The following is a 25,267-nucleotide window of genomic DNA, read 5'->3' on the forward strand; positions in this document are numbered from 1 at the left end:
ATGTTCTGGCGCGGACTCTGGGGCTATCTGCCCGCCAATATCGTTCAGGGCGCGGTCGGCTTTCTGGCCATCGTCATCTTCACGCGCCTGCTCACGCCGGACGACTTCGGCCGTTATGCCCTTGCCTATGCGGTCCTGACCCTCAGCCACGTCGCCGTGTTCACCTGGCTGGAAGCGGCCATGGCGCGCTTCTGGGCCGCGCAGCAGACGCCCGCACAGATCGCGGACCACTTCCGCAGCCTGTATCGCACCGTTTTTGGCCTCAGCGCTCTTTTCGTGCCCATGGTTGCCCTGGTGCTGTGGCTGTGGCCCGCCCCCATGGCTCTCAAGGCCGCGCTGGCGGCAGGCCTGCTGGGTGTGCCCGTGCGCTGCGTCGTGCGCCTCGTGCAGGAGCGATACCGCGCCGCCGGTGAAGTCGGGCCCGCCGCCCGTCTCGACATGGCCCAGAGCGTGCTCGGCCTGCTGATCGGTGTCGGCTTTGCCTGGGCAGGATTCGGCGGGGCCGCGCCCCTGATCGGGCTGGCGCTGGCGCCCGTTCTTGCCCTGCCCTTCATCCTGCCTGCCGAACTCAAGTTCGCCCGCGAGGGCCAGGTCGACAGTGCACGCCTGCGCTCTTATGCGGCCTACGGCTATCCCATCGCCGCATCACTGGCCCTGACGGTGATCCTGTCGTCGACCGACCGTTTCCTGCTGGCGGCCTTCATGAACGAGGCCACGGTGGGCGCCTATCACGCGGGCTATTCGCTGGCGAACCGCACGCTGGATGTGATGTTCATCTGGCTGGGCGCTGCCGGTGGCCCGGCCCTTGTCATGGCGCTGGAGCGCGGCGGGCGCGAGGCCTTGGCTTCGGCGGCGAGGGAACAGTTCTCGACCTTCGTGCTTCTGGCCCTGCCCGCCTGCGTCGGCCTGATGCTGGTCGCAGGCCCTCTGAACACCCTCATGATCGGCGAGGCCCTGCGCGCTGATGCCACCCGCATAACGCCGTGGATCGCTCTCGCCGCGCTGCTGTCAGGCATGACGACCTATTATTTCCACCAGGCCTTTACCCTGGCACGGCGCACCGGCTGGCTGCTGGGCGTCATGGCGATCCCGGCGCTCAGCAATGTCGTGCTGAACGTGCTGCTGATCCCCGCCTTCGGCATCATGGGTGCGGCCTGGGCGACGGTGGCCAGTTTTGCAGTGGGCCTGCTGGCCTCGATCCTGATCGGTCGCGCCGTCATGCCCATGCCGGTGCACTGGCGCACCCTGGCCCAATGCGGCCTTGGCTGCACTGTCATGGCGGTCGTGGTGCTCATGCTGCCCGCATGGGGTGGGCTGCCGGAGCTGTTGCTCAAGGCGGCGGTAGGGGCCGGAGTGTATGGCGTGGTCGTGCTTGCGCTCGACACCGCAGGCATCCGCAGATTGGTAAGAGGCCGCCTGCTTCGCCTGCGTGAAGGTGGAGGAATGGCGTGAGCGCCCCTGCGCCAGTCGCATATGTCCAGAACGCCGCCCGCGAGCGCGGCGCGCCCGTCTCGCTGTCGGTCCTGATCCCGTTTTTTAAGGATGATCCCTCCGCCTTGCTGGCCGAGCTTGAAGCCATGGCGCCCGAGGGGGTCGAGATATGCCTGCTCGATGACGGCACAGGCGACAGCGCCCTGACGCGGCGGCTCGCTGAGCAAGTCACTGCCATGACCTGCCCGGCCCGCCTGATCACTCTGGTTCGCAACGCCGGGCGGGCTTCGGGGCGCAATATTCTCGCTGGCGCGGCACGCGGCGGACACCTGCTGTTTGTGGATTCCGACATGCTGCCCGACGATCCGGGCTATCTGCTGCGCTGGCGCGAGCTTGCGAGCAGAGACAATCCGGCGGTGGCCTTTGGTGGCTTCAGCCTGAAGCGCGCGCCAGACAGCGCCCCGTTCGCCCTGCACCGCGCCATTGCTGCACACGGCGAATGCCTTGATGCCGCACAGCGCGCCCGCGATCCGGCCAAGCACGTCTTCACCTCGAACCTGCTGGTGCGTCGTGATGTGCTTGACGCCCACGCCTTCGACGACAGTTTCAGCGGCTGGGGCTGGGAGGATGTCGAGTGGGCGATGCGCGTCGCGCGCCATCATCACATCGTGCACATCGACAACACCGCCAGTCACCTGGGTCTCGACACGCCCGAGGCCCTTGTCGCCAAGTACGAGCAGTCTCCTGCCAACTTCGCCCGCATGATTGCGCGCCACCCCGAGGTGGTCAGCCGCTATCCCAGCTATCGCGTCGCGCGCATGATCCGTGCCCTGCCGCTGCGCAGTGTGTTCAGGCGCATACTGCGCGCCGCTGTGCTCGCCTCAAGCCTTCCCGGGCGCGTGCGTGCGCGCCTGCTTCGCCTTTATCGCGCGGCCCTCTATGCCGAGGTGGTCCGATGAACCCGATCTACAGCGCGGACCGGAGCCTGAAGGGCAAGCTGCGGCGCAGGCTGGCGCGCCTGCGCCATCGCCGCAGTCTCGTCGACCTGCCCGAGGGGCCGATCGTCAGCTTTACCTTCGACGATGCTCCGGCCAGCAGCCGCGAGCACGGCGCGCCCATTCTGGAGGCCAGCGGCAGCCTGGGCACCTGGTATGTCTGTGCGGGGCTCTGTGGGCAGGACAGCCACATGGGCCGCTTTCTTGATCACGACGAGATTGCCGATCTGGCCGCGCGCGGTCACGAGATCGCCTGCCACACCTACAGCCACCTCGACTGCGGACGCGCGCTCCCCGATGCCACGGGAGAGGACTGTGAGCGCAACCGTGAGGCTCTGGCACGAAAGGGATTTGATCTGCGCCACTTCGCCTACCCTTACGGCGAGGTCTCGGCATCGGCCAAAGCCATGCTCGGCGCGCATTACGGCTCCATGCGTGCGCTGCATCCCGGTCTCGTCAAGGCGGGCAGCGACCGGAACCAACTTCCTGCCGTGGGCATCGAAGGGGCCGATGGTCTGGACCGCGCGCGGCGCTGGATCGACCGGGCGGTGCAGGAGCGCGCCTGGCTGATTCTCTATTCCCATGACGTGCGCGAGAGCCCGTCCGACTTTGGCTGCACGCCCGGCACGCTGGAGAAACTGGTCAGTCATGCGAAGGCGTCGGGGGCAAGGATCGCGCGCGTGGGCGATGTGATCTGATGGTCGCGCTCGCTGTCATTATCCCTACCCTGCGAAGGCCTGACAGCCTTCAGCGCGCGCTCCTCTCGCTGGTTCGCCAGCAAGGTGCCCCGCCTTTTGAGGTCGTTGTCGTCGACAATGACCCCGATGGCTCGGCGCGCGCGATCACAGATGCCCTCCCGGTGCCCTTTCCCCTCACCTATGTGCACGCCCCCCGGCCTGGTGTGGCAACCGCGCGCAACGCCGGACTGGCCGCCACCAGGGCCGGGCAGATCGCCTTTCTCGACGACGATCAGGAGGCCATGCCCTCCTGGCTGGGCACGCTTTGCCAGACCCACGAAGCACTGGGTGCCGATGTCACCTTCGGGGCGATCACCGGAGCCATACCGGACAGCGTGACGCGGGGACGCGCCCACCTAGAGCACTTCTTCGGCCGCCACGGCCCCGCCGAGCCTGCCCTGATCGATGAGCCCTACGGCTGTGGCAACAGCCTGATGAACCGCGCCAGCGCCCTGTCGGGATCAGCCCCCTTCGATGTGCGGATGGATGCCACCGGCGGCGAGGACGATGTGCTGTTCGGTACGCTGAAAGCCAAGGGCTGCCGCTTTGGCTGGGCACCACACGCGCGCGTGCTGGAACATGCCCCCGCCCACCGGGCCACCATGGCCTATGTGCTGAAGCGGGCATTCGCCTATGGCCAGGGCCCCAGTCAGGACGCAGCGCGCAGACGCGACATGGCAAGCCTGATCCGGCACATGGGCACAGGGGCGGGCCAGGCCGCAGTGTTCTCCATCGCTGCGCTCGCATCATCGCGCGAACAGGCTCCGGCGCGCTGGGACAAGGCCGCACGAGGTCTTGGAAAGTTATTTTGGTTCAGTATCTTCGAGCCTCATCTTTACGGAACGGCTGAACTGAGACGAACTTACCGCCAGAGCTGATCAGCCACCCGCAACGCGCCTCAGAAAGCCCGGCATTTCAAAGCGCGAGCGGTTCAGAACCACTCCGGCAATCGTGCCGCCTGCGGCCTCGATCTCGTCGCGCAGCACTCCGGCGTCAGCCACATCGGTGCTCTCGGCCGCCAGCACCAGAACAGTGGCGTCGACATAAGGTGCCAGCACCAGGGCTGCATCCGAGCGATCCAGAGCTGGCGCATCGACGATCACGGTATCGGCATGGGGGCGCAGCGCCTGCCAGTATCGCTCCGATGCCACGATGACCGGGCGCTGTCCGGCCTTGAGCGCTTCGACGCGAAAGCGCGTGACCCACAGCCTGCGCCCCAGTGCGGGACGCGCCAGCATGAGGCGGGCAGGTGCAATCGCACGGCCCTCGCGCGACTTCAGCGGCGGCGCAATGGTGAAGAAGCTCGAGCCGTCAGGAGTCGAGGCCGTGGCCGATCCCAAAGCACCAAAACGCTCGGGATCCTGATGGACGGCATCCATCTGCGAGGGGCTCATCAGATCGGCATCAATAAGCCACACGGGCTTGCGCGCACGCACGGCACAGATGCGGGCGAACTCGCGCGCGACGCTCGACACACCCTCGCCAGAGCTGGAAGCCACGAACTGGATCACCCGCCCACGGTGGGGTGCAGACGGCCCGAGCGCCGCCCACAGTCCCGCCATTTCGGATGTCAGATCGACCATCGAATCGTCACACGCACAAAGACATCCGCAGCCTAGACCAAGTGCGCCCCGGTTGAAATCAGCGCGCCTTGACCGGGGCGACCGCCAGCACCGGCAGGTCGAGGGTGCGCGACACGCTGTGCTCGGTGATGAAGCCCCGGCGCGAGAAAATGCGCACCAGCCCCACGCACAGCGCGGTGAACCCGGCGAAGATCAGCGCCAGCAGCATAAGCGGGAACTTCATGCTGGAACCGCGCGTGGGCGGACTGGCACGCTCGATCACCGTGACGGAGTCGGCTCCCCCTCTGGCAAGGTCGCTCGAGGCACGGCTCTGGGCCTCACGGCTTGTGAACTCTCGGATCGAGGTGGTCAGCACGTCGCGCTGGGCGCTTAAGGTCGCGTTGCGCGATTCCAGCTCCGTCATGCGGGTCTGGCGGTCGCGCAGGTCGGCAAGCTGGCGGTCGAGCACGGCCCGCCTGGCCACAAGGGCGTCATGCTCGGCCTGGGTGTTGATGCGCTGGGTCTCCAGATCGACCCAGATGGGATTGGGGCCGACGCGCATCTCGCGCGGGCCGATGGCCGTGCCGCTGGCGACGAAGCCCTCGAGCTGGGCGATGCGTGCCTCGATGTCCTGCACGGGCTGGGCATCGGGCTGATAGCGAGACAGCAGGCTCTCGCGCTCGGTCCGCAGTTGCAGGATCTGATCCTGGGCGGCGATGTTGAGATCCTGGGACAGGGCGACTTCCGGCGGCACGGCGCGCATCTGCTCGGTCAGCGAGACCAGCCTTCGTGCCGCCTGGCCCGCCTGGGCATCGACGCTGAGGCGCTCGGCAAAAGTCGTCTGATAGGTCGCGGCAAGGGCGCTGCGAAGCGAGCTGAAATCGCCGATGCCGTTGGCCGCCAGAAACTGCTCGTACTCCTGATCCACCGCTTCCAGCTCGTTCTGGAACACCTCGCGCTGGCCCCGCAGCAGAGGCGTGGTCACATCGCGGAACACCTCGCGCCGGTAGACAAGATACTGATCGATGACCGTGTTCAGCACTCTGGAGGCAAAAGCGGGATCACGATCCCGATAGCTTAGCGAGACCACGCTGTTCTGAGGAGCGATGCCGACGCTGAGATTTGAGCCCAGCGCCCGGATGGCGGCGCGCTCGGCCGCCTGACGCTCGGTTGCCGACGGATTGTCGCCAAGGCGCGGCTGGAAGGCCTGCAGCCCCAGTGCGGCAATCACGCGTCGCTTCAGCTCCTCGCTGTTGAGAATGGCGGCTTCGGACTGCACGAGCTGCTCGACCTCGGGCACGGCCCCGCGCGCCGCATCGCCTGCTCGGGGCTCATAGACATACTCCTGGCCCAGGCGGACAAAGAGGCTGGCATTGGCCGTGTAGGTGCGCGGGATCAGCAGAAAGATCGCCACTGCGGCCACGATGGCGATGGCCAGAAAGACGCCGAGCATGACGAACAGCTCGCGCCACAGCAGGGCGGCGAGGTCGAACAGGCCGTAGCGCGGCCTCGTCACGACTGTGGTGCTGGAACGCATGAACGCTATGACGACCGCTCGGCTTGAGGAATCGGATAAACCTTAACGCCATGCACCCTGAACGAAGGTGCGTTAACCACTGCTTACCTTCTCGCGGGCAGCTTGGCCCGTGCGAGGGCCGGTAGGCGCCCGCGGCGCGACTCAGGGCATGATCCTGCCGTAGCGCCTTCGCGTCGCCAACCGATGCGCGCCTCGCCAGAAGCGGACCGACAGGCACGATGATCAATCGCCGCGTGATGATGATGACGCTGATCGGCACCGGGCTCACGGCCTGTGCCGCTGGAGGCAATGCGTCCCGGATGCCCCTGCCCGGCCAAGGCAGCGCACGTGAGGCCGGCCGGGCGCCGGCTTTTCCAGATATTGCGTTCGCGGACTGGTCCGATGCCGAGCCGGAATATCTGCTCTATCCGGGCGATGAGCTGAACATCCGCTTTCCCACGGCGAGCGAGCTCAATCGCGATGTCAGGGTCGGCCCCGACGGGCGCATCCAGCTTGCCCTCATCGGACAGGTAATGGCGGCGGATCGCTCATTGCCGGAGCTGTCATCCGATCTGGAGCGGGCCTATGGCACCCAGCTGCGCCGCCCCGTCGTCGAGATCACCCTGGCGCAGTCCGCTCCGCTCAAGGTCTGGGTGGATGGAGAGGTGGGCCAGCCCGGCGTCTATGATATGCCCGGCGATATCGATGCGTGGCAGGCCATCATCATGGCGGGCGGATTCCGGCCCAGTGCACGACGCTCCGAGGTCGCACTGATCCGCCGCGGGCCGGGCAGCGTGCGCATGATGCGTGTCATCGACCTTCGCCAGAGGCTCAACCCGGTGGCGCTGCGCCGCTCGGACATCCTGTTCGTGCCCCGCACCAGCCTGGCCGAGCTTGCGGTGTTCTTCAGCCAGATCCGCGACGCCCTGCCGATTGGCTTCAACTACACGATCAACGGGCAGTATCAGCAGTTCTGACAGCGCTTGCGGCTGGCGGTTCAGGCCGAAAGGGCGACCCGGCCCTGATCGATCCACTGGCGCGCGGCGCGCTGGGCGGCAGCGATGTCGTCCTGCTCCATCTCGCGCGACAGCTCGCGGCGAAAATCGCGCGCGGCCTGAGAACCGCGCATGGCCGCAAGGTTCAGGATCATGTGGGCCGAGACCAGATCGAGCGGCGCACCGCCCGTGCCGGTCGAATACATCCGCCCCAGTTCGAACAGGGCCTCTGCGTCCATGTCCGGCGTGGGCAGCGGCATGAAGCCGTCCTCAAGGCCGCCTTGCGTCAATTCTTGCGCGTTCATAACCATCATCCCTGGCTTGAGCCCCGTTCTGAGGCCCGCTTGATGAGGTGATGAAACCGCCGCGCACCTGAAGCCAGGGTTAACGCCGAACGGCGCCAGCAGACTTTTGCGTAAAGGAGCCCTTTACGCAGAACGCGCACTTCATGGCGCGTCAACAGAGGCAAACAGATCCTCTACGACTGCATGGTGCGCGCGCCGGATCACCCTCACCGCAGGGCGCGCTGGCCGAACAGCACCTTGCGCGCTTCCTCTGCGCTTTTTCCGCTCGATGCCAGATTGCCGCGCAGCTCCTGCCCTACGGCAAAGCCGCGCTTGACCCCTTCACGCGACCCGACCCGCTCGAACCACGCCTTGAGCGCGGGGGTGTCGTTCAGGTCCTGGCCCTGATTGGCGTAAGGCACGATCCAGGGCCAGATGGCCATGTCGGCAATGGAATAGTCGCCGGCAACATACTCACGATCGCTGAGCCTGCGCTCAAGCACGCCATAGAGGCGGTGAGTCTCGTCGGTGTAGCGGCGCACGCCGTAGGCCAGCTGGCGCTGGTCGTGAATGATCGCGGGCGCATACTGCCTGAAGTGATGGGTCTGGCCTGCCATGGGGCCAAGCCCGCCCACCTGCCAGAACAGCCACTGATCGACCTCGGCGCGGGCGCGCTCGTCGGATGGATAGAACTGGCCTGACTTGCGCGCCAGATACTGCAAGATGGCGCCGGACTCGAACACGCTGATCGGCTGGCCCTCCACGCCGCGGTCGATGATCGCAGGCATACGGTTGTTGGGCGAGATGCGAAGGAAGGCAGGTTCGAACTGCTCGCCCTTGCCGATATTGACGGGCTTCAACTCATAATCGAGACCCATTTCCTCCAGCGCGATGGAGACCTTCCAGCCGTTGGGCGTGGGCCAGTACCAGAGTTCGATCATCGGACAGCCTCATGTGGTTTCTGCACAGGTGGGCGCTTGATGCACCGCTTTCAACCGGCACCCGGCTCAACGTGGGGCGCCGCCCGTTCAGGCTTGTGAACGGGTCATTCAACAGGCGTTCAGCCAGGCACCAGCACATCTGCCTGCGGGCTGAGAGGGATGGGTGTTCGACACCTGGCAGGGGCACGGTCGGGACAGGGATCGTGGCCGAAGACATGAGGCAGCCATGAAGAACTTCGCCAAGCTGGCTATCGCCGCCATCGCGCTGAGCGTGGTCGCGGCCCCGATGACGGCAGAGGCCCAGTCGCGCCACGACCGGCGCGAGTGGCGCGAGGATCGCCGCGATCATCGCTATGACCGACGCGATCACCGGCGCGACTATCGCCACGACAGGCGCGATGCGCGTGCGGACTGGTGGCGCGGGCGTCCGGAGTTCCGCGACTATCGCGGTGCGCGCCACGGCTATTACTACGCTCCGACCTATGGCTATTACCGGGTCGAGCCGCGCTACTACGGTCATCGCTGGGCGCGCGGGCACATCCTGCCGCCTGCCTATCGCACCTATTATGTACGCGACCCCTATCTCTATCGCCTGCGCCCTGCCCCGCGCGGCTATCGGTGGGTGCACGTCAACAACGATATCGTCCTGATCGCCCTGGCCACGGGTCTGATCGCGGAGATCGTCTACGGCGTCTATTGAGACAAGACGCCCGCGGACACGAGGGGCCTGCCGGGCGCGACGGGCCCCTTTTTCGAGCGCGCAACGCAAAGCCGCTTGGATTCCGTCGCCTGACGGCACCGTTCAGCAAAGGTTCATGGCGCGCTCTTCATTTTCATGAACAAGCGCATGACAGGGGCGCCGGGAGATCTGAACCGAAATGAAAAAATCCTTGCTCGTAGCGACGGCGATCGCATCGCTCGTCCTGCCTCTCGCGGCACCCATATCCGAAGCCATGGCCCAGGATCGTGGCGGCCGGGGGGAAAGATCCGAGTCGCGCGGTGATCGCGGCAGTGCCGATCGCGGCGGTCAGCGCGGCGGTGACCGCTCATCGGCCCAGCGGCCCGAACGCGATTCCCGCGACACCACCCAGGCACCCTCGCAGCGTCAGCGTCCCGCACCGCCGCAGCGCCAGGCCGAGAGCGCGCCAGCGCCTCAGCAAAGTGCCCCGCCCTCCAACCGAGGCGGCGGCCAGCAATCGGGCGGCCAACGCGGTGGTCAGCAGTCTGGTGGTCAGCAACGCGGTGACAATCGCGGTGACTGGAACCGTGGCGGCCAGCAATCCGGCGGTCAGCAACGCGGCGACAATCGTGGCGGCAATGATCGCGGTGACTGGAACCGGGGTCAAAACCGTGGCGGCCAGCAATCCGGCGGGCAGCGCGGCGGCGACAACCGCGGCGACTGGAACCGGGGTGACAACCGTGGCGGCCAGCAAGGACGTCCTGACGGGCGTCGTGACGACAATCGCGGCGACGGCAACCGCGAATGGCGTCGTGACGACAACCGTGGCGGCAACTGGCAGGGCCGTCCCGACAACCGCCGCGACCCGCGCGCGGAGGAACGCCGTCGCAATCATCAGAACTTCCAGCGCAACTGGAACCGCGACAACTGGCGCCGTGACTTCTCGCGTCGTCACCAGCCCAACTGGCACCGCAACCACCCCCGGTTCCGTGGCTATCAGGGCGTAAGGGTCGGCTTCTATTTCGCGCCGGGCTATGGCTACTACAGCGTGCCGCGCCAGTATTTCAACCAGCGCTGGTTCGCGGGTCAGTATCTGCCCAACTTCTTCTGGCGCTATCGCGTCGTTGACTGGCGCTTCTATGGCCTGCCCGCCCCGCCGCCCGGAACGGCCTGGATCTATGTCAACAACCACATCTATCTGGTCGATCTCTATGATGGCTACATCATCGACGTGATCTGGGACGTGTGGATCTGGTAGGCGAAAGCCTGCCCATGAAAGCGGCCCCCGGAGCGATCCGGGGGCCGTTGTCATTTCGGACCGGCCTCAGAGGCCAAGGCGCGCCTTGAGAATCTCGTTGACCGCCGCAGGATTGGCCTTGCCGCCGGTGGCCTTCATCACCTGACCCACGAACCAGCCGATCGCCTGGGGCTTGTCCCGCACAGCCTCGGCCTTGTCGGGATTGGCCGCGATGATCTCGTCGATGGCCCTTTCGATGGCCCCGGTGTCGGTCACCTGACGCAGGCCGTGCTTCTCGACGACCTCGGAGGGTGAACCCTCGCCGTTCCAGACGTGATCGAACACCTCCTTGGCGATCTTGGACGAGATGGTGCCGTCCTCGATCAGGGCGACCAGTTCGGAGACATGGCCTGCGGGCAGAGGATTGTCGGCAAAGTCGCGGCCGTCCGCCGCCAGCCTGGCCGAGACCTCGTTAGTGACCCAGTTGGCGACCAGTTTGGCGTCTCGTCCCTTTGCCGCAGCCTCGAAATAGTCCGCCTTGGCCTGTTCGGAGATCAGCACACCCGCATCGTACTGCGACAGGCCATAGTCGCTCATGAAGCGGCGGCGCTTGTCGTCGGGCAGTTCGGGCAGCGAGGCCCTGATCTGCTCGATCCAAGCCTGTTCGATCACCAGCGGCAGCAGGTCGGGATCGGGGAAGTAGCGATAGTCGTGCGCTTCCTCCTTGGAGCGCATGGAGCGCGTCTCGCCCTTGCCGGGATCGAACAGGCGGGTTTCCTGGATGATCTCGCTGCCGTCTTCCAGAATCTCGATCTGGCGTCGCGCCTCGTACTGGATGGCCTGGGAGATGAAGCGGAACGAGTTCACGTTCTTGATCTCGCAGCGCGTGCCCAGGTGCGCGAAGTCGCCGCTGGCACGATACTTCTCGTACTGGCCGGGACGACACACCGACACGTTCACGTCGGCACGAAGGTTGCCCTTTTCCATGTCGCCGTCGCAGGTGCCCAGATAGATCAGGATGGTGCGGAGCTTCTTGAGGTAGGCGACCGCCTCGTCGGGCGAGCGCATATCGGGGCGCGACACGATTTCCATCAGCGCCGTGCCCGCCCGGTTCAGATCGACATAGCTCTCGGATGGCGAGAGGTCGTGGATCAGCTTGCCGGCATCCTGCTCCAGATGGAGGCGTTCGATGCGCACGTCGAAGAAGCTGCCGTCGTCGCGCTCGACCTCGACCACGCCCTCGCCCACGATGGGGTGATAGAGCTGGCTGATCTGATAGCCGGTCGGCAGATCGGGATAGAAATAGTTCTTGCGGTCGAACTGGCTCTTTTCGTTGATCTGCGCCCGCAGGCCGAGGCCCGTGCGCACCGCCTGCTCGACACAGAACCTGTTCAGAACCGGCAGCATGCCCGGAAAGCCCGCATCGACCAGCGAGACCTGCTCGTTGGGTCCGGCCCCGAAGCCCACGGCCGCCCCGGAGAACAGCTTGGCCTTCGAGGCGACCTGCGCATGGACCTCAAGCCCCAGCACCAGCTCCCACGGGCCGGTGCTGCCTTCGATGACGTAGCGTGCGGTTTGACTGGTCTCGTTCATTCTCACCACCACTTGTCAGGGCGCGCGTTGAAGCCAGCCGCATCTTCAAGTGCCCCGGCGACCTGAAACACCGTCGCCTCGTCTAGCGCCTTGCCGATGACCTGCAGACCGAGCGGCAGTCCGCCAGAGTCCAGCCCCGCAGGCACCGAGATGCCCGGCAGACCCGCCAGATTGGCCGTCACCGTGAAGATGTCGTTCAGATACATGGTCAGCGGGTCGACCTGCTTGTCGCCCAGCGCAAAGGCCGCTGAGGGCGTCGAGGGGGTCAGGATGGCGTCAACGCGGCCCCACACATCGTCGAAGTCCTGAGCGATGCGGCGACGCACTTTGAGGGCGCGCACATAATAGGCGTCATAGAAACCGGCCGAGAGCACATAGGTGCCGATGGTCAGGCGGCGCTGCACTTCCTTGCCGAAGCCCTCGGCGCGGCTGGTCTCATAGAGGTCGGTCAGGGATTTCGCCTCGCTAGCCCGGTGACCGAAACGCATGCCATCATAGCGGGCCAGGTTCGAGGACGCCTCTGCGGGCGCGACGATGTAATATGTCGGCAGGGCATATTTGGTGTGCGGCAGGCTGATCTCGACGATCTCGCAGCCCGCGTCGCGCAGCCACTGCACGCCCGTATCCCACAGCGCCTGGATTTCGGCGGGCATCCCCTCGACCACATATTCGCTGGGCACGCCGATGCGCAGCCCCTTGACCGACTTGCCGACCGAGGCGCTCCAGTCAGGCGTCTCCACGTCCAGAGAGGTGGAATCGCGCTCGTCGAACGAGCACATGGAACGCAGCAGGATGGCCGCATCCTCGACCGTGTGGGCGATGGGCCCTGCCTGATCGAGCGACGAGGCAAAGGCCACCATGCCATAGCGGCTGGCGCGCCCATAGGTCGGCTTGATCCCCACGGTTCCGGTGAAGGCAGCGGGCTGGCGGATGGAACCGCCCGTGTCGGAGGCCGTCGCCCCGAGGCACAGACGCGCGGCCACGGCGGCGGCCGATCCGCCCGACGAGCCGCCCGGCGTCAGGTCCGCGTTCGACCCGCGCGACTTCCACGGATTGACGACGGGTCCGAAGGCACTCGTTTCGTTGGACGAGCCCATGGCGAACTCGTCCATGTTGAGCTTGCCCAGCATCACCGCGCCGTCGCGCCAGAGATTCGCCGTGACGGTCGACTCATAGGGCGGAACAAAGCCGCGCAGCATGTTGGAGCCCGCCGCCGTCTGCACCCCTTCGGTGCAGAACAGATCCTTGATACCCAGAGGCGCTCCCTCAAGCGCTCCGCCCTCACCCCTCGAGAGCCGGTCATCTGCGGCGCGAGCCTGATCGAGCGCGCGCTCGGCCGTCACCTCGACATAGGCATTGAGCGCAGGGTTGGCCTGCGCAATCGCGTCGAGAAAGGCCTCGGTGATCTCCACCGAAGAGAAGGCCTTGCCCTTCAGGCCATCGAGCGCGGCCTTGAGCGTCAGGTCGGTCAGCGCAGCCATCACTCCACCACCTTGGGCACGACGAAGAAGCCATCAGCGGACTTGGGCGCATTGGACAGAACGGCTTCGATCCGGTTGCCGTCGGTGACCACATCATCACGCAGGCGCAGGCTCTGGCTGACGTTCGAGGTCATGGGCTCGATGCCCGACACATCCACCTCGTTGAGCTGTTCGATCCAGGCGAGGATGCCGTTCAGCTCTGCGGCAAGCGGCTCCAGCCGCTCCTCGGGCGTCTTGATGCGGGCAAGATGGGCGACCTTGCGAACGGTCGCGGCGTCGATGGCCATGAGCGGGACTGCTTCCTGATGGTGGCAATGGCGATGGCGTCCGTTACCTTTGCGGGCGCGGACTTGGCAAGGGCTTTGGACGCATGGACCTTTGGCGGTCCTTGTGACGCCTCAGCTCCCCGGCGTGACGGTAATGCTGTCGCTCTGGCGAGGGTCGAAGCCGATGATGATGCGGCGCGTGCGCGTCATGGCCAGGCCCGTGTCGGGGTTGAGCGTGCTCTCGCGTGCCTCGATCACCACCCGGCCCTGACGCTCGGACAGAACCGTCCAGTCCTCGAAGTCGCCGATCTGGAACACCTGCCAGCCCTCTGCCGGACCGAGAAACAGCGCGAAATATGTGTAGAGGCCGTTGATCGCCGGATCGCCGCCCGCCGTCGAGAACAGCTTGGCGTTCTGGCTTTCCATGGCGTGCAAACGCGCCACAGAGGCCGGGCCCTGCAACTGCGGCTCGACGCTGGGCTCCAGAGTTTCGGCAGGGCCGGTGGGATTGGTTCGTGGCCGCGCGCGCTCGGCGGCGTCAGCACTGGCCTCCGAGGCGGCCGCCTGAGCCTCGGCGTCGCCCTCGCGCTCGGCACCTGCAGGCGGCTCGACCTGGGGTACATCGCAGGCCACCACCAGGCCGAACACAGCCGCAAACAGAAAGCCCCTCAAAGCATCGGTCTTACGCATGATGACAGCCCTCCTTCGCCAAACCGCTGCCATCTTGGCCTTTGACAAGCCCTCTGACCAGTCTTACCGCAAGGCCGTGCCCGTGCTCGACCTTTTCGAAATGGAACGCCTCAGCCCGCCCGGCACGCCGTGGCTGGGACTGGATCTCGGCGAAAAGACCATCGGGGTCGCTGCGTCCGACGCCACGCGCACCATCGCCTCCCCGCTGGAACTGATCCGCAAGGTCAAGTTCACGCCTGACGCTGAAACCCTTTTCCGCCTGATGGACCAGCGGCGAGCCAGCGCGCTCGTCATCGGCCTGCCCGTCAACATGGACGGCACCGAAGGTCCGCGCGCCCAGTCCGTGCGCGCCTTTGCCCGCAATCTGGACCGGCTGCGCGAGACGCCCGTGGCCTTCTGGGATGAACGGCTCTCGACTTCGGCGGTAGAGCGTTTCCTGATCGACGAGATGGACCTGACCCGCAAACGCCGCGCAGGCGTGGTGGACCGGACGGCGGCCGCATGGATCCTTCAAGGTGCGCTGGATCGCATCAAGGATGCACCCGCGCCCGCTCACGAGGGCTGAGCGGCCATGCACGCGGTCCTGCTTGGCGTCTTTCCGGTCTTTGCCCTGATCGCGCTGGGCTGGGGCCTGAAGAAGTCAGGCTTTCTCGGGCCAGAGCAATGGCGTCCGGTCGAGCGGCTGACCTATTTCGTATTCTATCCGGGCTTTCTGATCCCGACGATCTGGAGCGCGGAGTTCTCGGGACTCTCTGCAGGGGCCGTAGGGCTCGCCACGACCAGCGCTGCGGTGCTGGTCAGCATTGTCACCGTGGCCATGAGGCCGCTGATCCCCCTGCCCGGCCCCGCCTTCACCAGCGTCTTTCAGGGCGTGATTCGCTGGAACAGCTTCGTGTTCCTGCCCGTCGCCGCCGCGGTGTTCGGGCAGGAGGGTCTGGCGCTGGCTGCCGTGGCCGTGGGCGCGCTGATCCCCGTCATCAATGTCGCCTGCGTGCTGGTGCTCTCGCGCTGGGGCGAGGGTCAGGGCACATCACTGCGCATGGTGCTGCGCGCGCTCTGGGTCAATCCGATCCTGTGGGCCTGCGCCATTGGCATTGCGCTCAATCTCATGGGTGTGCCGCGCCTGGAGCTGATCGTTGCACCCATCCAGCTTCTGGGTGCGGGCGCCCTGGCACTGGGCCTGATTCTGGCCGGGGTGGGTCTCAGCTTCCGCGCCTCGATCGACCGGCCCGTCACCATCGCCCTGGTGAGCGCCTTCAAGCTGATCGTCCTGCCCGTTCTGATGTGGTGGCTGGCAGGGGCGTTCGGCGGTGACGCGCTGGCACGGGGCGTAACCTTGCTGTGCGGAGCCGCGCCGGGCGCTGCGGCCTCCTATGTGCTGGCAAGGCACATGGGCGGCGATGCCTCGCTGATGTCGGGAATCGTGGCGGCCACGACCATCGCCAGCGCCGTGACCATTCCGCTGTTGCTGATAGCCTTCGGCTACAGCTGATCATGCCCCTTTTCCATCGACGGGCGGATGCGTATAGCAAGCAGCTTATGACCCAGCTCGACGTCGTGACCGATCTGATCCGTTCCCGGCAGATCGCCTTTCCGCACGATCACTTCATCAGCGCAGGCGACCTCGACCCGCCGTCCGTGCTCGCCCTGCTCGATCTGGCCGAGGCCTTCGTCGAGCTGAATCGTCAGGATCACAAGAAGCTCGACCTGCTCAAGGGCCGCACCCTGGTCAATCTGTTCTTCGAGAACTCGACCCGCACCCAAAGCTCGTTCGAGCTGGCGGGCAAGCGCCTCGGTGCGGATGTCGTGAACATGAGCGCGCGCACCTCCTCGGTGACCAAGGGCGAGACCCTGATCGACACGGCCGTCACGCTCAATGCCATGAAGCCCGACATGCTGGTGGTTCGCCACGGCTCGTCAGGTGCGGCGAGCCTGCTGTCGCAAAAGGTCGGCTGCTCGGTGATCAATGCCGGAGACGGCCGCCACGAGCATCCCACGCAGGCCCTGCTGGACCTGCTGTCGCTGCGCAGGGCGTTTGGCGATGTCGGCGGGCTGTGCGTCGCGATCTGCGGGGATGTGATGCACAGCCGCGTGGCACGGTCGAACGTGGCGCTTTTGTCGATGATGGGCGCGCGCGTTCGCCTGGTAGGCCCGCCCACCCTGGTGCCCGCGGATGCGGACCGCTGGGGCTGCGAGGTCCATCACGACATGAAGGAAGGGCTGGCCGGATGCGATGTGGTCATGATGCTGCGGCTTCAGCTTGAGCGCATGGAAGGTGCCTATGTGCCGTCCACGCGCGAATATTTCCGCTTCTACGGCCTCGACGCCGACAAGCTCTCTCTGGCCCGCGCGGGCGTTCGCGTCATGCACCCCGGCCCGATGAACCGCGGTGTCGAGATCGACTCGGTCATCGCCGACGATCCCGAAATCTCGCTGATCCAGGATCAGGTCGAGATGGGCGTGGCCGCACGCATGGCGGTGCTGGCCAGCCTGGCCGCACGTCAGGAGGCCGACCGATGAGCGACATCGTCATTCGCGGCGCGCGCCTGATCGACCCCGCCCGCGACTTCGACGGCCCCGCCGATGTGCGTATCGAAGGCGGCGTGATCGCGGCCATCGGTGAAGGCGGGCTCGATGCTTCGGGTGCTGCACGGGTCATTGAGGCGCACGGGCTGTGCCTCGCGCCCGGTCTGATCGACATCCGCGTCAAGACCGGAGAGCCTGGCAACGAGCAGAAGGAAACCCTTCTCAGCGCCGCGCGCGCGGCAGCGGCAGGAGGCGTCACCACCATCGTGGTCCAGCCGGACACCGACCCCACCGTGGACGATCCGGCCATGGTGGACTTCATCCGCAGGCGCGGGGCCTCGCACGACCTTGTTCGCGTCGAGGTGGCAGGCGCCGCCACGCGCGGCCATGACGGCAGACGCATGGCCGAGATCGGCCTGATGCACGAGGCTGGCGCGCTTTACTTCACCGATTGCGACCGGGTGATCGCCGACAGCCGGACCCTGCGCCGCGTGATGGCCTATGCCGGTGCCTTCAACGCCCTGATCGCCCATCGGCCGGTCGATGCCTGGCTGTGCGAGGGCGCCGTGGCGACGGAAGGCGAGCTGGCCGCACGGCTCGGCCTTGCTGCCGTGCCCGCCATCGCCGAGCGCATAGGGCTGGAGCGCGACCTGGCCCTCGTCGAGCTGACCGGCGCGCGCTTTCTCGTTGATATGCTCTCGACGGCCGAGGCACTTCAGACCCTGCGCCGGGCTCGCAAACGCGGCCTCGAGGTCTCGGCCTCGGTCTCGATCAATCATCTTTGCTTCAACGAGATCGACATCGGCGACTATCGCACCTTCTATCGTCTCGATCCGCCGCTGCGGCCCGAGGCCGACCGGCTGGCCCTGATCGAGGCCGTACGCGACGGCGAAATCGACGTGATCACCAGTGCCCACAGCCCTGCGCCCGCCGAGGACAAGCGCCTGCCCTTCGCCGATGCCCAGCCCGGTGCCGTTGGTTTGGAAACCCTGCTGCCCGCCGCGCTCGGCCTGCACCACGAGCATGGCCTTGAACTGATCGAGGTGCTGCGTCCCCTGACCTGCGGACCCGCTGCCCTGCTGGGGCTGGAGCGCGGATCGGTCACAGAGGGGGCGCCTGCCGACCTGTTGCTGTTCGATCCCGGTGCCCCGCGCAGCATAGATGCCGGCCAGCTCATCTCGCGCTCCAGAAACTCTCCTTTCGACGGCAGGCTGCTGCAAGGTAGGGTGAGCATGACGCTGGTGGGCGGGCGAATCGTTCACGATGATCTGAGCTAGCAATGGCCGGGGGGCCAGTTTGATAGAGAGCCTGACACAGAACCCGTCCCTTATGGCCGCCGCCGTCGTGCTGGTCAGTTATCTGATCGGTGCCATACCCTTCGGGCTCATCATCACTGCGCTGGGCGGGGCGGGCGATGTGCGCAAGATCGGATCGGGCAACATTGGTGCCACCAATGTCCTGCGCACAGGACGCAAGGGCCTGGCCCTGGCCACGCTGGTGCTCGATGCGGCCAAGGGTGCGGTGTGCGTGCTGCTGGCCAGCAGGCTTGGCAGCGACGACGTGCTGCCGGTGCTCGCAGGCGGCGCGGCGTTTGTAGGCCACATCTTTCCGGTCTGGCTGGGTTTCAGGGGCGGCAAGGGGGTAGCGACCTTCTTCGGCGTGGCCCTGGCGGTGGCGTGGCCCGTGGGCGCACTGGCAGCCGTCACCTGGATTCTGACGGCCCTTCTGATGCGCATCTCCTCGCTGGCGGCCCTGCTGGCGGTCTCGCTGGCACCGCTCTATGCCTTTGCGCTGGGCGGCAGCTCATCGGTGATCGCCCTGTTCGTGGTGATGGGCCTGCTGGTCATCCTGCGTCACCGAGAGAACATCACGCGCCTGCGCCGGGGAACAGAGCCACGCATCGGCGCCGGGCGCGCATGACCCTGAGCGGCGCTCTCAGCGAGGACGAGCGCCGCGCCCGACTGCGCCTTGCGCGCACCAGCCGCATCGGACCGGTCACCTTCGCCGAGCTTCTGCGCCGCTATGGCTCGGCCGAGGCCGCTGTTGAGGCCCTGCCCGCCCTATCCCGTCGCAGCGGTCGCGCGCTCGATCCCGCCAGCCTTAGCGACATTTCCGCCGAGATTGAGCGCGGCGAGGCTCTCGGTGCCAGACTGCTGGTGCTCGGAGACGAGACATGGCCCGCGCGCCTCGCGGCACTTGATCCGCCGCCTCCCGTTCTCTGGGTTATGGGCGATGCGACCCTGCTGACCCGCGAGCCCATTGCCATCGTGGGCGCACGCACGGCCTCTGTGGGCGGTCAGCGTATCGCGCGGGGCCTGGCCACCCGGCTGGGCGAGGCCGGACATGTGATCGTCTCGGGTATGGCGCTGGGCATCGATGGCGCGGCACACACCGGTGCATTGGCCAGCGGCACGGTGGCCGTTCTCGGCGGCGGCATTGACGACATCTACCCTTCTGCTCATGAGGCGCTCTATGGCGAGATTGTCCAGCGCGGTGCCATCATGTCCGAAAGCCCACCGGGTACCCGCGCCCAGGCCAGGGACTTTCCGCGGCGCAATCGCATCATCTCGGGGCTCAGCCTCGGCGTTGTCGTGGTCGAAGCCGAGATGCGCTCGGGCTCGCTCATCACGGCACGCCTGGCTGCGGAGCAGGGACGCGAGGTGTTCGCCGTACCGGGCTCGCCGCTCGATCCGCGCGCGCGCGGCACCAACGACCTGATCCGCCAGGGCGCGCACCTGTGCGAGGAGCCAGACGATGTGCTGCGGGTGCTCAACGGCCCGCGCAGCCTCTTTGAGCCACCCCGCCCAGAGTGGTCACACACGCCGACGAGCGTGGACGAGGTCGATGAGAGCCTGATCGCGCGCATCGACGCGCTGCTCTCGCCCGTTCCGACCCCGCGCGACGAGCTGGCCCGCGCCCTGCACGTGGACGTTGCCCTGATCAGCGCTGCCCTGCTGGAAATGACGCTGGCCGGCCGCGCCGCGCTTCTGCCCGGCGGTCTGGTCAGCCGCGCCTGATGAAATCAGCGCCCGGAGCGATCCGAAGATGGCGCGCGCTCGGCGATGCCCACAGCCTGTTCAAGCACGCGCGCCAGCGGCTCGTCCCCTTCGTGGCGCGCCATGGCAGCCAGTTCTGCGGCCATGGCCCCGATATACTCGCGCATCGGAAACGGATCGTGGCCTACCTGCGAGGCGCCTGCACGCGGGGGCTGGCCCGCTTCAAAGGTGACATCCATGGCGGCGCGACGTCCCATATCTGCTCCCCTTCCTGTACAGATGACATGGATAATACCCGTTAAACGTGTGGTGGCAACCGTACATTCCACTGGGCTTCGCAAGTTAGATTGACAGTCGGCGCGCGACCCACCACCTTCGCGCGCCCATATCGAAGCGGACTTTTCATGAACGTCGTCATCGTCGAGAGCCCGGCCAAGGCCAAAACCATCAACAAGTATCTCGGCCCGGACTATCGCGTTCTCGCCTCCTACGGCCACGTGCGCGACCTGCCCTCCAAGGAGGGCTCGGTTCGTCCCGATGAAGACTTTGCGATGGAATGGGATGTCGATCCCAAGGCCTCAAAGCGCCTCTCCGAGATCGCCGATGCGGTAAAGTCGTCCAGCCGCCTGATCCTCGCCACCGACCCGGATCGCGAGGGCGAGGCCATCTCGTGGCACGTGTTGGAGGTTTTGCGGCGCAAGCGCGTGCTCAAGGATCAGCAGGTCGAGCGTGTCACCTTCAACGCCATCACACGCGATGCGGTCACCGAGGCCATGCGCAGCCCGCGCCAGATCGACATGGAGCTGGTCGAGGCCTATCTGGCGCGCCGGGCGCTGGATTATCTGGTGGGCTTCACCCTGTCGCCGGTGCTGTGGCGCAAGCTGCCTGGAGCGCGCTCGGCCGGGCGTGTGCAATCGGTCGCCCTGCGGCTGGTCGTGGACCGTGAGAACGAGATCGAGCGGTTCCGCGCCGAGGAATACTGGAGCGTGCTCGCCGAGGTCGCCGCCGACAGCCCGCCCTTCGAGGCGAGGCTGGTAAAACTGGACGGGCGCAAGATCGGCCGGCTCGACCTGAAATCCGAAGCAGATGCCAGCGCGGCGCGTTCAGCCATCGAGGCGGGTAGACTGTCCATCACTTCGGTGGAGAAAAAGCCGGTGCGCCGCTCGCCCGCCCCGCCCTTCACCACCTCGACTCTGCAACAGGAGGCGTCGCGCAAGCTCGGCTTCTCGGCCAGCCGCACCATGCAGGCGGCCCAGAAGCTTTATGAGGGCGTGGACGACAGCGGCGGCCTGATCACCTATATGCGAACCGATGGCGTCCAGATCGCGCCCGAGGCAATCGGCGAGATCCGGGCCGTGATCGGCCAGCGCTTCGGTCAGGCCTATGTGCCTGCCGAGCCGCGCCACTATCGAAGCAAGGCCAAGAACGCCCAGGAGGCGCACGAGGCCATCCGCCCCACCCAGATCGGGCGTCACCCCGACTCCTTGCGCCTCGATGGCGATCTTCAGCGCCTCTACGAACTGATCTGGAAGCGCACCCTGGCCAGCCAGATGGAGAACGCGCGTCTGGATCGCACCACCATCGAAATCGAGAGCGCCGACGCGCAGACGGGCCTGCGCGCCACCGGCCAGGTCGTCGTGTTCGACGGTTTTCTCGGCGTCTATGAGGAAGGGCGCGACGACCGCAACAGCGGGGGCGATGACGATGACGAGGGCGGTCGCCTGCCCGCCGTCAGCGAAGGCGCGCACGCCAGCGTGAACCGAGTCGAGACCAGCCAGCACTTCACCGAGCCGCCGCCGCGCTACAGCGAAGCCACTCTGGTCAAGAAGCTGGAGGAGCTGGGCATCGGGCGCCCTTCGACCTATGCCTCGATCCTGACCACCCTGCGCGATCGCGAATATGTCCGCATGGACAAGAACCGCTTCATCGCCGAGGACAAGGGCCGACTGGTCACGGCCTTTCTGGAGCAATTCTTCACCCGCTGGGTCGAATATGACTTCACCGCAGCCCTCGAAACACGACTGGACGAAGTTTCGGCAGGCGATCTGGACTGGAAAATCCTGCTGCGCGACTTCTGGTCCGATTTCCACGAGGCCACCCAGAAGGCGGGTGAGCTGCGAACCGCCGAGATTCTGGACCATCTGAACGAAGCGCTGGGCCCGCACATCTTCCCGCCGCGGCAGGACGGCACCGATCCGCGTGCCTGCCCATCGTGCGACAGCGGGCGGCTCAGCCTCAAGACCAGCCGCTTCGGTGCCTTCATCGGCTGTTCCAACTATCCCGAGTGTCGCTTCACGCGCCCCGTTGGCGCACCCGTCGACGGCAGTGGTCAGGCCGCCGCCAGCGGTGATCGCGAACTGGGAACGGACCCGGTGAGCGGCCAGCTGGTCAGCCTCAAGATCGGGCGCTTCGGCCCCTACGTCGAAGTAACGCCGCCCGATGCCGACAAGCCGCGCCGCTCCTCCCTGCCCAAGGGATGGTCGCCCGAATCCATCACGCTGGAGCGGGCGTTGCGCCTGCTGTCCCTGCCGCGCGAGGTGGGCACCCACCCCGAGGACGGCAAGTTGATCACGGCGGGCCTTGGCCGATATGGGCCGTTCATCGCTCACGGGGGAACCTATGCCAATCTGGAGAGCATCGACGAGGTGTTCGAGGTCGGCATCAATCGCGCCGTCTCGCTGATCGCCGAAAAGCGGGCGCGGCGCGGCGGCGGCGGCACGGCTCCGCTGAAGGAACTGGGCGTTCATCCCGAATCCGGTGAGGCCATTCAGGTGCTGGCCGGGCGCTATGGTCCCTACGTCAAGGCGGGCAAGGTCAACGCCACCTTGCCCAAGGGACAGGAGCCGGACAGTGTGACGCTGGAACAGGCGCTCGAGCTGATCAAGGCCAAGGCGGGCAAATCTCCGACCAAGGCCAAGGCACCCGCGAAGAAGCCGGCAGCAAAGAAGGCCGCTGCGAAAAAGGCAGCCTCTGGCAAGTCGAGCAAGGCCAAGACCGCATCGAATCCACGAGCAAAAAAACCCGACTGATCTGGCCTTTATCTGAAGGTCTTTAGATCGCGCTTGCGCTGGCATTCGCCAGATAGGCCTCGGCCAGAGCCCGCGTCACAGGCCCTGGCTTCCCATCCCCGACCCTTTGCCCGTCGATGCTGATCACGGGCGTGACAAAGGCCGAGGCTGCGGTGAAGAACGCCTCGCGCGCGCGCCGTGCCTCATCCACGCTGAACGCCCGCTCCTCGATGCGGATCTGATGTTCTGGTGCCAGCGCCATGACGGCCGCGCGCGTGATGCCCCGCAGTATGTTGGCCCCGGTGTCGCGCGTCCTCAGCACGCCGTGCTCGTCCACGATCCACGCATTGGTCGAGCCGCCCTCGGTGACGAGGCCATCACTGTCGACCAGCCACGCCTCCGCCGCACCGGCCTCGCGCGCCGCCTGCTTGGCCAGCACATTGGGCAGGAGACCGACGGTCTTGATGTCGCATCGGCCCCAGCGAATATCGGGCCGGGTAATGACGGCAACACCCTTTTGCGCGCGGGCCAGCTGGGCGCGCCGATCGACCGAACGCGCCGTGACAACGACCGAAGGCGGCGTGCCGGGGGCTGGAAAGACATGATCGCGCCGCGCCGTGCCGCGCGTCACCTGGATATAGACCAGACCATCGCGGACCTTGTTGCGACGCACGGTTTCCTTCAGCACCAGCGTCAGGGCCGCCCGGCTCATGGGCAGGGCCATGGCCAGTTCGGTGAGGCTGCGCTCGAGGCGCGTCATGTGGCCATCGAAATCGGCCAGTCGGCCATCGAACACGCCCCAGACCTCATAGACGCCATCGGCGAACTGAAAGCCGCGGTCCTCGATGTGCACACTGGCCTCGCCATGGGGCCGATAGGTGCCGTTGACATAGGCGATGCGGCTCATGCCTCGCTCTCGTCCCCGTCCGCCTCGCCGCTGCCGCCGCGCACCGGCGCGATGTCGAGGGACTTGAGCTTTCTGTGCAGGGCCGAGCGCTCCATGCCAATGAAAGCCGCCGTGCGCGAGATGTTGCCGCCAAAGCGCATGATCTGGGCGTTCAGATACTCCCGCTCGAACACCTCGCGCGCTTCACGCAGCGGCAGGCCGATGATGCGTTCGGCACCCAGCGAGCCCGCCGAGCTGGTCTGGGCCGTCTCCTGGGGCAGCATATCCGCCGTGATCACGTCGCCGGGCTCGCCCGAACTCATGATGAGCAGGCGCTCGACGTTGTTGCGAAGCTGGCGGATGTTGCCCGGCCACTCCTGAACCTGAAGCACAGCCAGGGCATCCTCGCCGATGCGCCGACGCGGCAGGCCCTGGCTCTCGCACAGGGACTCGATGAAGAATTCGATCAGGCTGCCGATGTCCTCGCGCCGCTCCGACAGTGGCGGCACCCGGATCGGCACGACATTGAGCCGGTGGAACAGATCCTCGCGGAACCGGCCCTCGGCAATCTCGGCGCGCAGGTCGCGCGAAGTCGAGGAGATCACGCGCACGTCCACCTGCACGTCCTGATCGCCGCCGACGCGGCGAAAGCGCTGTTCGACCAGCACGCGCAGGATTCGGCTCTGGCTCTCGCGGGGCATATCGACCACGTCGTCGAGATAGAGCGTGCCGTTGTGGGCGCGCTCGAACACGCCGATCACAGCCGGGCGGCCGTCTGCGCCCTCCTCTCCGAACAGCTCCACATCGAGGCGCTCGGGCGTCATGCCTGCCGCCGAGATCGCCACGAATTCGGCCCGGGCGCGCGAGCTGCCCTCGTGGATCATGCGCGCCACCAGCTCCTTGCCCGAGCCCGGCGCGCCCGAAATCAGCACCCGGCTGTTGGTCGGAGCCACCTTGGCGATCATGCTGCGCAGCGCCTGCGCCGCCGCCGATCGACCGACCAGACCATCCGGCACGAAGGCGCGGGCCCGCAGGCGCCGGTTCTCGCGCTTGAGGGCCGCAGCCTCCAGCGCACGCTCGACCACGACGATCAGGCGGTCAGACTTGAAGGGCTTTTCGAGGAAATCGTAGGCACCCTTCTTCAACGCGCTCACAGCCGTCTCGATGGTGCCGTGCCCCGAGATCATCACCACGGGAAGGTCGGGGTCCAGCTGTTTGACCACATCCAGCAGCTCCAGCCCGTCGAGCCCGCCGCCCTGCATCCAGATGTCGAGCACGACGAGGGACGGTTTGCGCGCGCGGATGGCTGCCAGCGCGGCATCAGAGTCAGAGGCCATGCGCACGCTGTGGCCTTCGTCCTCAAGGATACCCGCCACCAGCTCGCGGATGTCGGCCTCGTCATCGACCACAAGAATGTCGGTTCCAGCAGGGTTTCGCATGATTA

Annotated in this window: 24 protein-coding genes and 1 pseudogene; 14 read left to right on the top strand and 11 right to left on the bottom strand. The window is 66.4% G+C overall.

Annotated elements, in window-relative coordinates:
* Genes ACK4E3_RS01065 through ACK4E3_RS01080 form a run of 4 tightly spaced genes read left to right on the top strand, consistent with a single transcriptional unit; the run spans nucleotide 1 to nucleotide 4,041 of the window.
* The gene (locus tag ACK4E3_RS01065; protein ID WP_409695074.1) at nucleotides 1-1,452 is read left to right on the top strand and encodes a lipopolysaccharide biosynthesis protein; all 1,452 of its coding nucleotides are present in this window, start codon (nucleotides 1-3) and stop codon (nucleotides 1,450-1,452) included.
* Nucleotides 1,449-2,390 (top strand): glycosyltransferase family 2 protein, encoded by a 942-nt coding sequence (locus ACK4E3_RS01070; RefSeq protein ID WP_409695077.1) that lies wholly within the window; start codon nucleotides 1,449-1,451, stop codon nucleotides 2,388-2,390. The genes ACK4E3_RS01065 and ACK4E3_RS01070 overlap by 4 nt, the downstream gene beginning before the upstream one ends.
* Nucleotides 2,387-3,124, top strand: a complete 738-nt coding sequence (locus tag ACK4E3_RS01075; protein WP_409695080.1) for a polysaccharide deacetylase family protein — start codon at nucleotides 2,387-2,389, stop codon at nucleotides 3,122-3,124. Before ACK4E3_RS01070 ends, ACK4E3_RS01075 begins: the two co-directional genes overlap by 4 nt.
* Complete coding sequence (locus ACK4E3_RS01080; protein ID WP_409695083.1) at nucleotides 3,124-4,041, top strand: glycosyltransferase family 2 protein; 918 nt, start codon at nucleotides 3,124-3,126, stop codon at nucleotides 4,039-4,041. Before ACK4E3_RS01075 ends, ACK4E3_RS01080 begins: the two co-directional genes overlap by 1 nt.
* On the opposite strand, the gene ACK4E3_RS01085 is transcribed toward ACK4E3_RS01080, so the two are convergent.
* Together ACK4E3_RS01085 and ACK4E3_RS01090 are read right to left on the bottom strand one after the other, a co-directional pair.
* Nucleotides 4,042-4,746, bottom strand: a complete 705-nt coding sequence (locus ACK4E3_RS01085; RefSeq protein WP_409695087.1) for a hfsB — start codon at nucleotides 4,744-4,746, stop codon at nucleotides 4,042-4,044.
* 58 nt (nucleotides 4,747-4,804) lie between these two features.
* Nucleotides 4,805-6,262 (bottom strand): GumC family protein, encoded by a 1,458-nt coding sequence (locus ACK4E3_RS01090; protein WP_409695091.1) that lies wholly within the window; start codon nucleotides 6,260-6,262, stop codon nucleotides 4,805-4,807.
* 218 nt (nucleotides 6,263-6,480) lie between these two features.
* Here ACK4E3_RS01090 and ACK4E3_RS01095 point away from each other — a divergent pair, with 218 nt between their 5' ends.
* Nucleotides 6,481-7,218 carry a polysaccharide biosynthesis/export family protein gene (locus ACK4E3_RS01095; protein ID WP_409695094.1) on the top strand — a complete coding sequence of 246 codons (738 nt, stop codon included), beginning with the start codon at nucleotides 6,481-6,483 and terminating at the stop codon, nucleotides 7,216-7,218.
* Between the two features lie 20 nt (nucleotides 7,219-7,238).
* Here the strand turns inward: ACK4E3_RS01095 and ACK4E3_RS01100 are convergent, their stop codons facing one another.
* Nucleotides 7,239-7,541 (bottom strand): SEL1-like repeat protein, encoded by a 303-nt coding sequence (locus tag ACK4E3_RS01100; protein WP_409695097.1) that lies wholly within the window; start codon nucleotides 7,539-7,541, stop codon nucleotides 7,239-7,241.
* Between the two features lie 206 nt (nucleotides 7,542-7,747).
* Nucleotides 7,748-8,461, bottom strand: a complete 714-nt coding sequence (locus ACK4E3_RS01105; protein WP_409695100.1) for a glutathione S-transferase N-terminal domain-containing protein — start codon at nucleotides 8,459-8,461, stop codon at nucleotides 7,748-7,750.
* A 226-nt stretch (nucleotides 8,462-8,687) separates the two neighbouring features.
* On the opposite strand from ACK4E3_RS01105, the gene ACK4E3_RS01110 reads away from it, so the two are divergent.
* Together ACK4E3_RS01110 and ACK4E3_RS01115 are read left to right on the top strand one after the other, a co-directional pair.
* Entirely contained in the window at nucleotides 8,688-9,161 is a 474-nt protein-coding gene (locus ACK4E3_RS01110) for an RcnB family protein (protein ID WP_409695103.1), read from the top strand.
* 178 nt (nucleotides 9,162-9,339) lie between these two features.
* Nucleotides 9,340-10,398 (top strand): RcnB family protein, encoded by a 1,059-nt coding sequence (locus tag ACK4E3_RS01115; protein ID WP_409695106.1) that lies wholly within the window; start codon nucleotides 9,340-9,342, stop codon nucleotides 10,396-10,398.
* Nucleotides 10,399-10,464: 66 nt separating this feature from the next.
* On the opposite strand, the gene gatB is transcribed toward ACK4E3_RS01115, so the two are convergent.
* From gatB to ACK4E3_RS01135, 4 genes are all read right to left on the bottom strand, one after another.
* Nucleotides 10,465-11,970 carry an Asp-tRNA(Asn)/Glu-tRNA(Gln) amidotransferase subunit GatB gene (gatB, locus tag ACK4E3_RS01120; protein ID WP_409695109.1) on the bottom strand — a complete coding sequence of 502 codons (1,506 nt, stop codon included), beginning with the start codon at nucleotides 11,968-11,970 and terminating at the stop codon, nucleotides 10,465-10,467.
* 2 nt (nucleotides 11,971-11,972) lie between these two features.
* Nucleotides 11,973-13,451, bottom strand: coding sequence for an Asp-tRNA(Asn)/Glu-tRNA(Gln) amidotransferase subunit GatA (gene gatA / locus ACK4E3_RS01125; RefSeq protein ID WP_409695112.1), 1,479 nt, complete (start codon nucleotides 13,449-13,451; stop codon nucleotides 11,973-11,975).
* Entirely contained in the window at nucleotides 13,451-13,738 is a 288-nt protein-coding gene (gene gatC / locus ACK4E3_RS01130; RefSeq protein WP_409695115.1) for an Asp-tRNA(Asn)/Glu-tRNA(Gln) amidotransferase subunit GatC, read from the bottom strand. The genes gatA and gatC overlap by 1 nt, the downstream gene beginning before the upstream one ends.
* A gap of 111 nt (nucleotides 13,739-13,849) precedes the next feature.
* Complete coding sequence (locus tag ACK4E3_RS01135) at nucleotides 13,850-14,407, bottom strand: hypothetical protein (protein ID WP_409695118.1); 558 nt, start codon at nucleotides 14,405-14,407, stop codon at nucleotides 13,850-13,852.
* A gap of 76 nt (nucleotides 14,408-14,483) precedes the next feature.
* Here ACK4E3_RS01135 and ruvX point away from each other — a divergent pair, with 76 nt between their 5' ends.
* The 6 genes and pseudogenes from ruvX to dprA all read left to right on the top strand — a co-directional run bounded on the left by ruvX (nucleotide 14,484) and on the right by dprA (nucleotide 19,950).
* Entirely contained in the window at nucleotides 14,484-14,972 is a 489-nt protein-coding gene (gene ruvX, locus ACK4E3_RS01140) for a Holliday junction resolvase RuvX (RefSeq protein ID WP_409700987.1), read from the top strand.
* A gap of 6 nt (nucleotides 14,973-14,978) precedes the next feature.
* Nucleotides 14,979-15,899: an AEC family transporter gene (locus ACK4E3_RS01145; protein ID WP_409695121.1), complete on the top strand. Its 921-nt coding sequence runs from the start codon at nucleotides 14,979-14,981 to the stop codon at nucleotides 15,897-15,899.
* Nucleotides 15,900-15,939: 40 nt separating this feature from the next.
* Nucleotides 15,940-16,927: pseudogene (locus ACK4E3_RS01150) on the top strand (aspartate carbamoyltransferase catalytic subunit); the annotation flags it as partial.
* The gene (pyrC, locus tag ACK4E3_RS01155; protein ID WP_409695124.1) at nucleotides 16,924-18,210 is read left to right on the top strand and encodes a dihydroorotase; all 1,287 of its coding nucleotides are present in this window, start codon (nucleotides 16,924-16,926) and stop codon (nucleotides 18,208-18,210) included. The pseudogene ACK4E3_RS01150 and the gene pyrC, both read left to right, overlap by 4 nt.
* Nucleotides 18,211-18,232: 22 nt before the next feature.
* Nucleotides 18,233-18,853, top strand: coding sequence for a glycerol-3-phosphate 1-O-acyltransferase PlsY (plsY, locus tag ACK4E3_RS01160; protein ID WP_409700990.1), 621 nt, complete (start codon nucleotides 18,233-18,235; stop codon nucleotides 18,851-18,853).
* Entirely contained in the window at nucleotides 18,850-19,950 is a 1,101-nt protein-coding gene (dprA, locus tag ACK4E3_RS01165) for a DNA-processing protein DprA (RefSeq protein WP_409695128.1), read from the top strand. The genes plsY and dprA overlap by 4 nt, the downstream gene beginning before the upstream one ends.
* Nucleotides 19,951-19,955: 5 nt before the next feature.
* Here dprA and ACK4E3_RS01170 read toward each other — a convergent pair whose 3' ends face one another.
* Nucleotides 19,956-20,186 carry a hypothetical protein gene (locus ACK4E3_RS01170; protein WP_409695131.1) on the bottom strand — a complete coding sequence of 77 codons (231 nt, stop codon included), beginning with the start codon at nucleotides 20,184-20,186 and terminating at the stop codon, nucleotides 19,956-19,958.
* Nucleotides 20,187-20,333: 147 nt separating this feature from the next.
* Here ACK4E3_RS01170 and topA point away from each other — a divergent pair, with 147 nt between their 5' ends.
* Nucleotides 20,334-22,958 (top strand): type I DNA topoisomerase, encoded by a 2,625-nt coding sequence (gene topA, locus ACK4E3_RS01175; protein ID WP_409695134.1) that lies wholly within the window; start codon nucleotides 20,334-20,336, stop codon nucleotides 22,956-22,958.
* A 22-nt stretch (nucleotides 22,959-22,980) separates the two neighbouring features.
* On the opposite strand, the gene ACK4E3_RS01180 is transcribed toward topA, so the two are convergent.
* On the bottom strand, nucleotides 22,981-23,844 hold the full coding sequence (locus ACK4E3_RS01180; protein ID WP_409695137.1) for a D-amino-acid transaminase: 864 nt from the start codon (nucleotides 23,842-23,844) through the stop codon (nucleotides 22,981-22,983).
* Nucleotides 23,841-25,262, bottom strand: coding sequence for a sigma-54-dependent transcriptional regulator (locus ACK4E3_RS01185; protein WP_409695140.1), 1,422 nt, complete (start codon nucleotides 25,260-25,262; stop codon nucleotides 23,841-23,843). Before ACK4E3_RS01185 ends, ACK4E3_RS01180 begins: the two co-directional genes overlap by 4 nt.
* Nucleotides 25,263-25,267: the final 5 nt, after the last annotated feature.

It is taken from the genome of Brevundimonas sp. (genome assembly GCF_046299595.1).
In the GTDB taxonomy this organism is placed as follows: Bacteria; Pseudomonadota; Alphaproteobacteria; order Caulobacterales; family Caulobacteraceae; genus Brevundimonas.

What these genes read in the sequence shown, in the direction of transcription:
- ACK4E3_RS01065 (WP_409695074.1), top strand. Translation starts at nt 1, where the DNA reads ATGTTCTGGCGCGGACTCTGGGGCTATCTGCCCGCCAATATCGTTCAG.
- ACK4E3_RS01075 (WP_409695080.1), top strand. Translation starts at nt 2,387, where the DNA reads ATGAACCCGATCTACAGCGCGGACCGGAGCCTGAAGGGCAAGCTGCGG.
- ACK4E3_RS01080 (WP_409695083.1), top strand. Translation starts at nt 3,124, where the DNA reads ATGGTCGCGCTCGCTGTCATTATCCCTACCCTGCGAAGGCCTGACAGC.
- ACK4E3_RS01085 (WP_409695087.1), bottom strand. Translation starts at nt 4,746, where the DNA reads ATGGTCGATCTGACATCCGAAATGGCGGGACTGTGGGCGGCGCTCGGG.
- ACK4E3_RS01090 (WP_409695091.1), bottom strand. Translation starts at nt 6,262, where the DNA reads ATGCGTTCCAGCACCACAGTCGTGACGAGGCCGCGCTACGGCCTGTTC.
- ACK4E3_RS01095 (WP_409695094.1), top strand. Translation starts at nt 6,481, where the DNA reads ATGATCAATCGCCGCGTGATGATGATGACGCTGATCGGCACCGGGCTC.
- ACK4E3_RS01100 (WP_409695097.1), bottom strand. Translation starts at nt 7,541, where the DNA reads ATGAACGCGCAAGAATTGACGCAAGGCGGCCTTGAGGACGGCTTCATG.
- ACK4E3_RS01105 (WP_409695100.1), bottom strand. Translation starts at nt 8,461, where the DNA reads ATGATCGAACTCTGGTACTGGCCCACGCCCAACGGCTGGAAGGTCTCC.
- ACK4E3_RS01110 (WP_409695103.1), top strand. Translation starts at nt 8,688, where the DNA reads ATGAAGAACTTCGCCAAGCTGGCTATCGCCGCCATCGCGCTGAGCGTG.
- ACK4E3_RS01115 (WP_409695106.1), top strand. Translation starts at nt 9,340, where the DNA reads ATGAAAAAATCCTTGCTCGTAGCGACGGCGATCGCATCGCTCGTCCTG.
- gatB (WP_409695109.1), bottom strand. Translation starts at nt 11,970, where the DNA reads ATGAACGAGACCAGTCAAACCGCACGCTACGTCATCGAAGGCAGCACC.
- gatA (WP_409695112.1), bottom strand. Translation starts at nt 13,451, where the DNA reads ATGGCTGCGCTGACCGACCTGACGCTCAAGGCCGCGCTCGATGGCCTG.
- gatC (WP_409695115.1), bottom strand. Translation starts at nt 13,738, where the DNA reads ATGGCCATCGACGCCGCGACCGTTCGCAAGGTCGCCCATCTTGCCCGC.
- ACK4E3_RS01135 (WP_409695118.1), bottom strand. Translation starts at nt 14,407, where the DNA reads ATGCGTAAGACCGATGCTTTGAGGGGCTTTCTGTTTGCGGCTGTGTTC.
- ACK4E3_RS01145 (WP_409695121.1), top strand. Translation starts at nt 14,979, where the DNA reads ATGCACGCGGTCCTGCTTGGCGTCTTTCCGGTCTTTGCCCTGATCGCG.
- pyrC (WP_409695124.1), top strand. Translation starts at nt 16,924, where the DNA reads ATGAGCGACATCGTCATTCGCGGCGCGCGCCTGATCGACCCCGCCCGC.
- dprA (WP_409695128.1), top strand. Translation starts at nt 18,850, where the DNA reads ATGACCCTGAGCGGCGCTCTCAGCGAGGACGAGCGCCGCGCCCGACTG.
- ACK4E3_RS01170 (WP_409695131.1), bottom strand. Translation starts at nt 20,186, where the DNA reads ATGGGACGTCGCGCCGCCATGGATGTCACCTTTGAAGCGGGCCAGCCC.
- topA (WP_409695134.1), top strand. Translation starts at nt 20,334, where the DNA reads ATGAACGTCGTCATCGTCGAGAGCCCGGCCAAGGCCAAAACCATCAAC.
- ACK4E3_RS01180 (WP_409695137.1), bottom strand. Translation starts at nt 23,844, where the DNA reads ATGAGCCGCATCGCCTATGTCAACGGCACCTATCGGCCCCATGGCGAG.
- ACK4E3_RS01185 (WP_409695140.1), bottom strand. Translation starts at nt 25,262, where the DNA reads ATGCGAAACCCTGCTGGAACCGACATTCTTGTGGTCGATGACGAGGCC.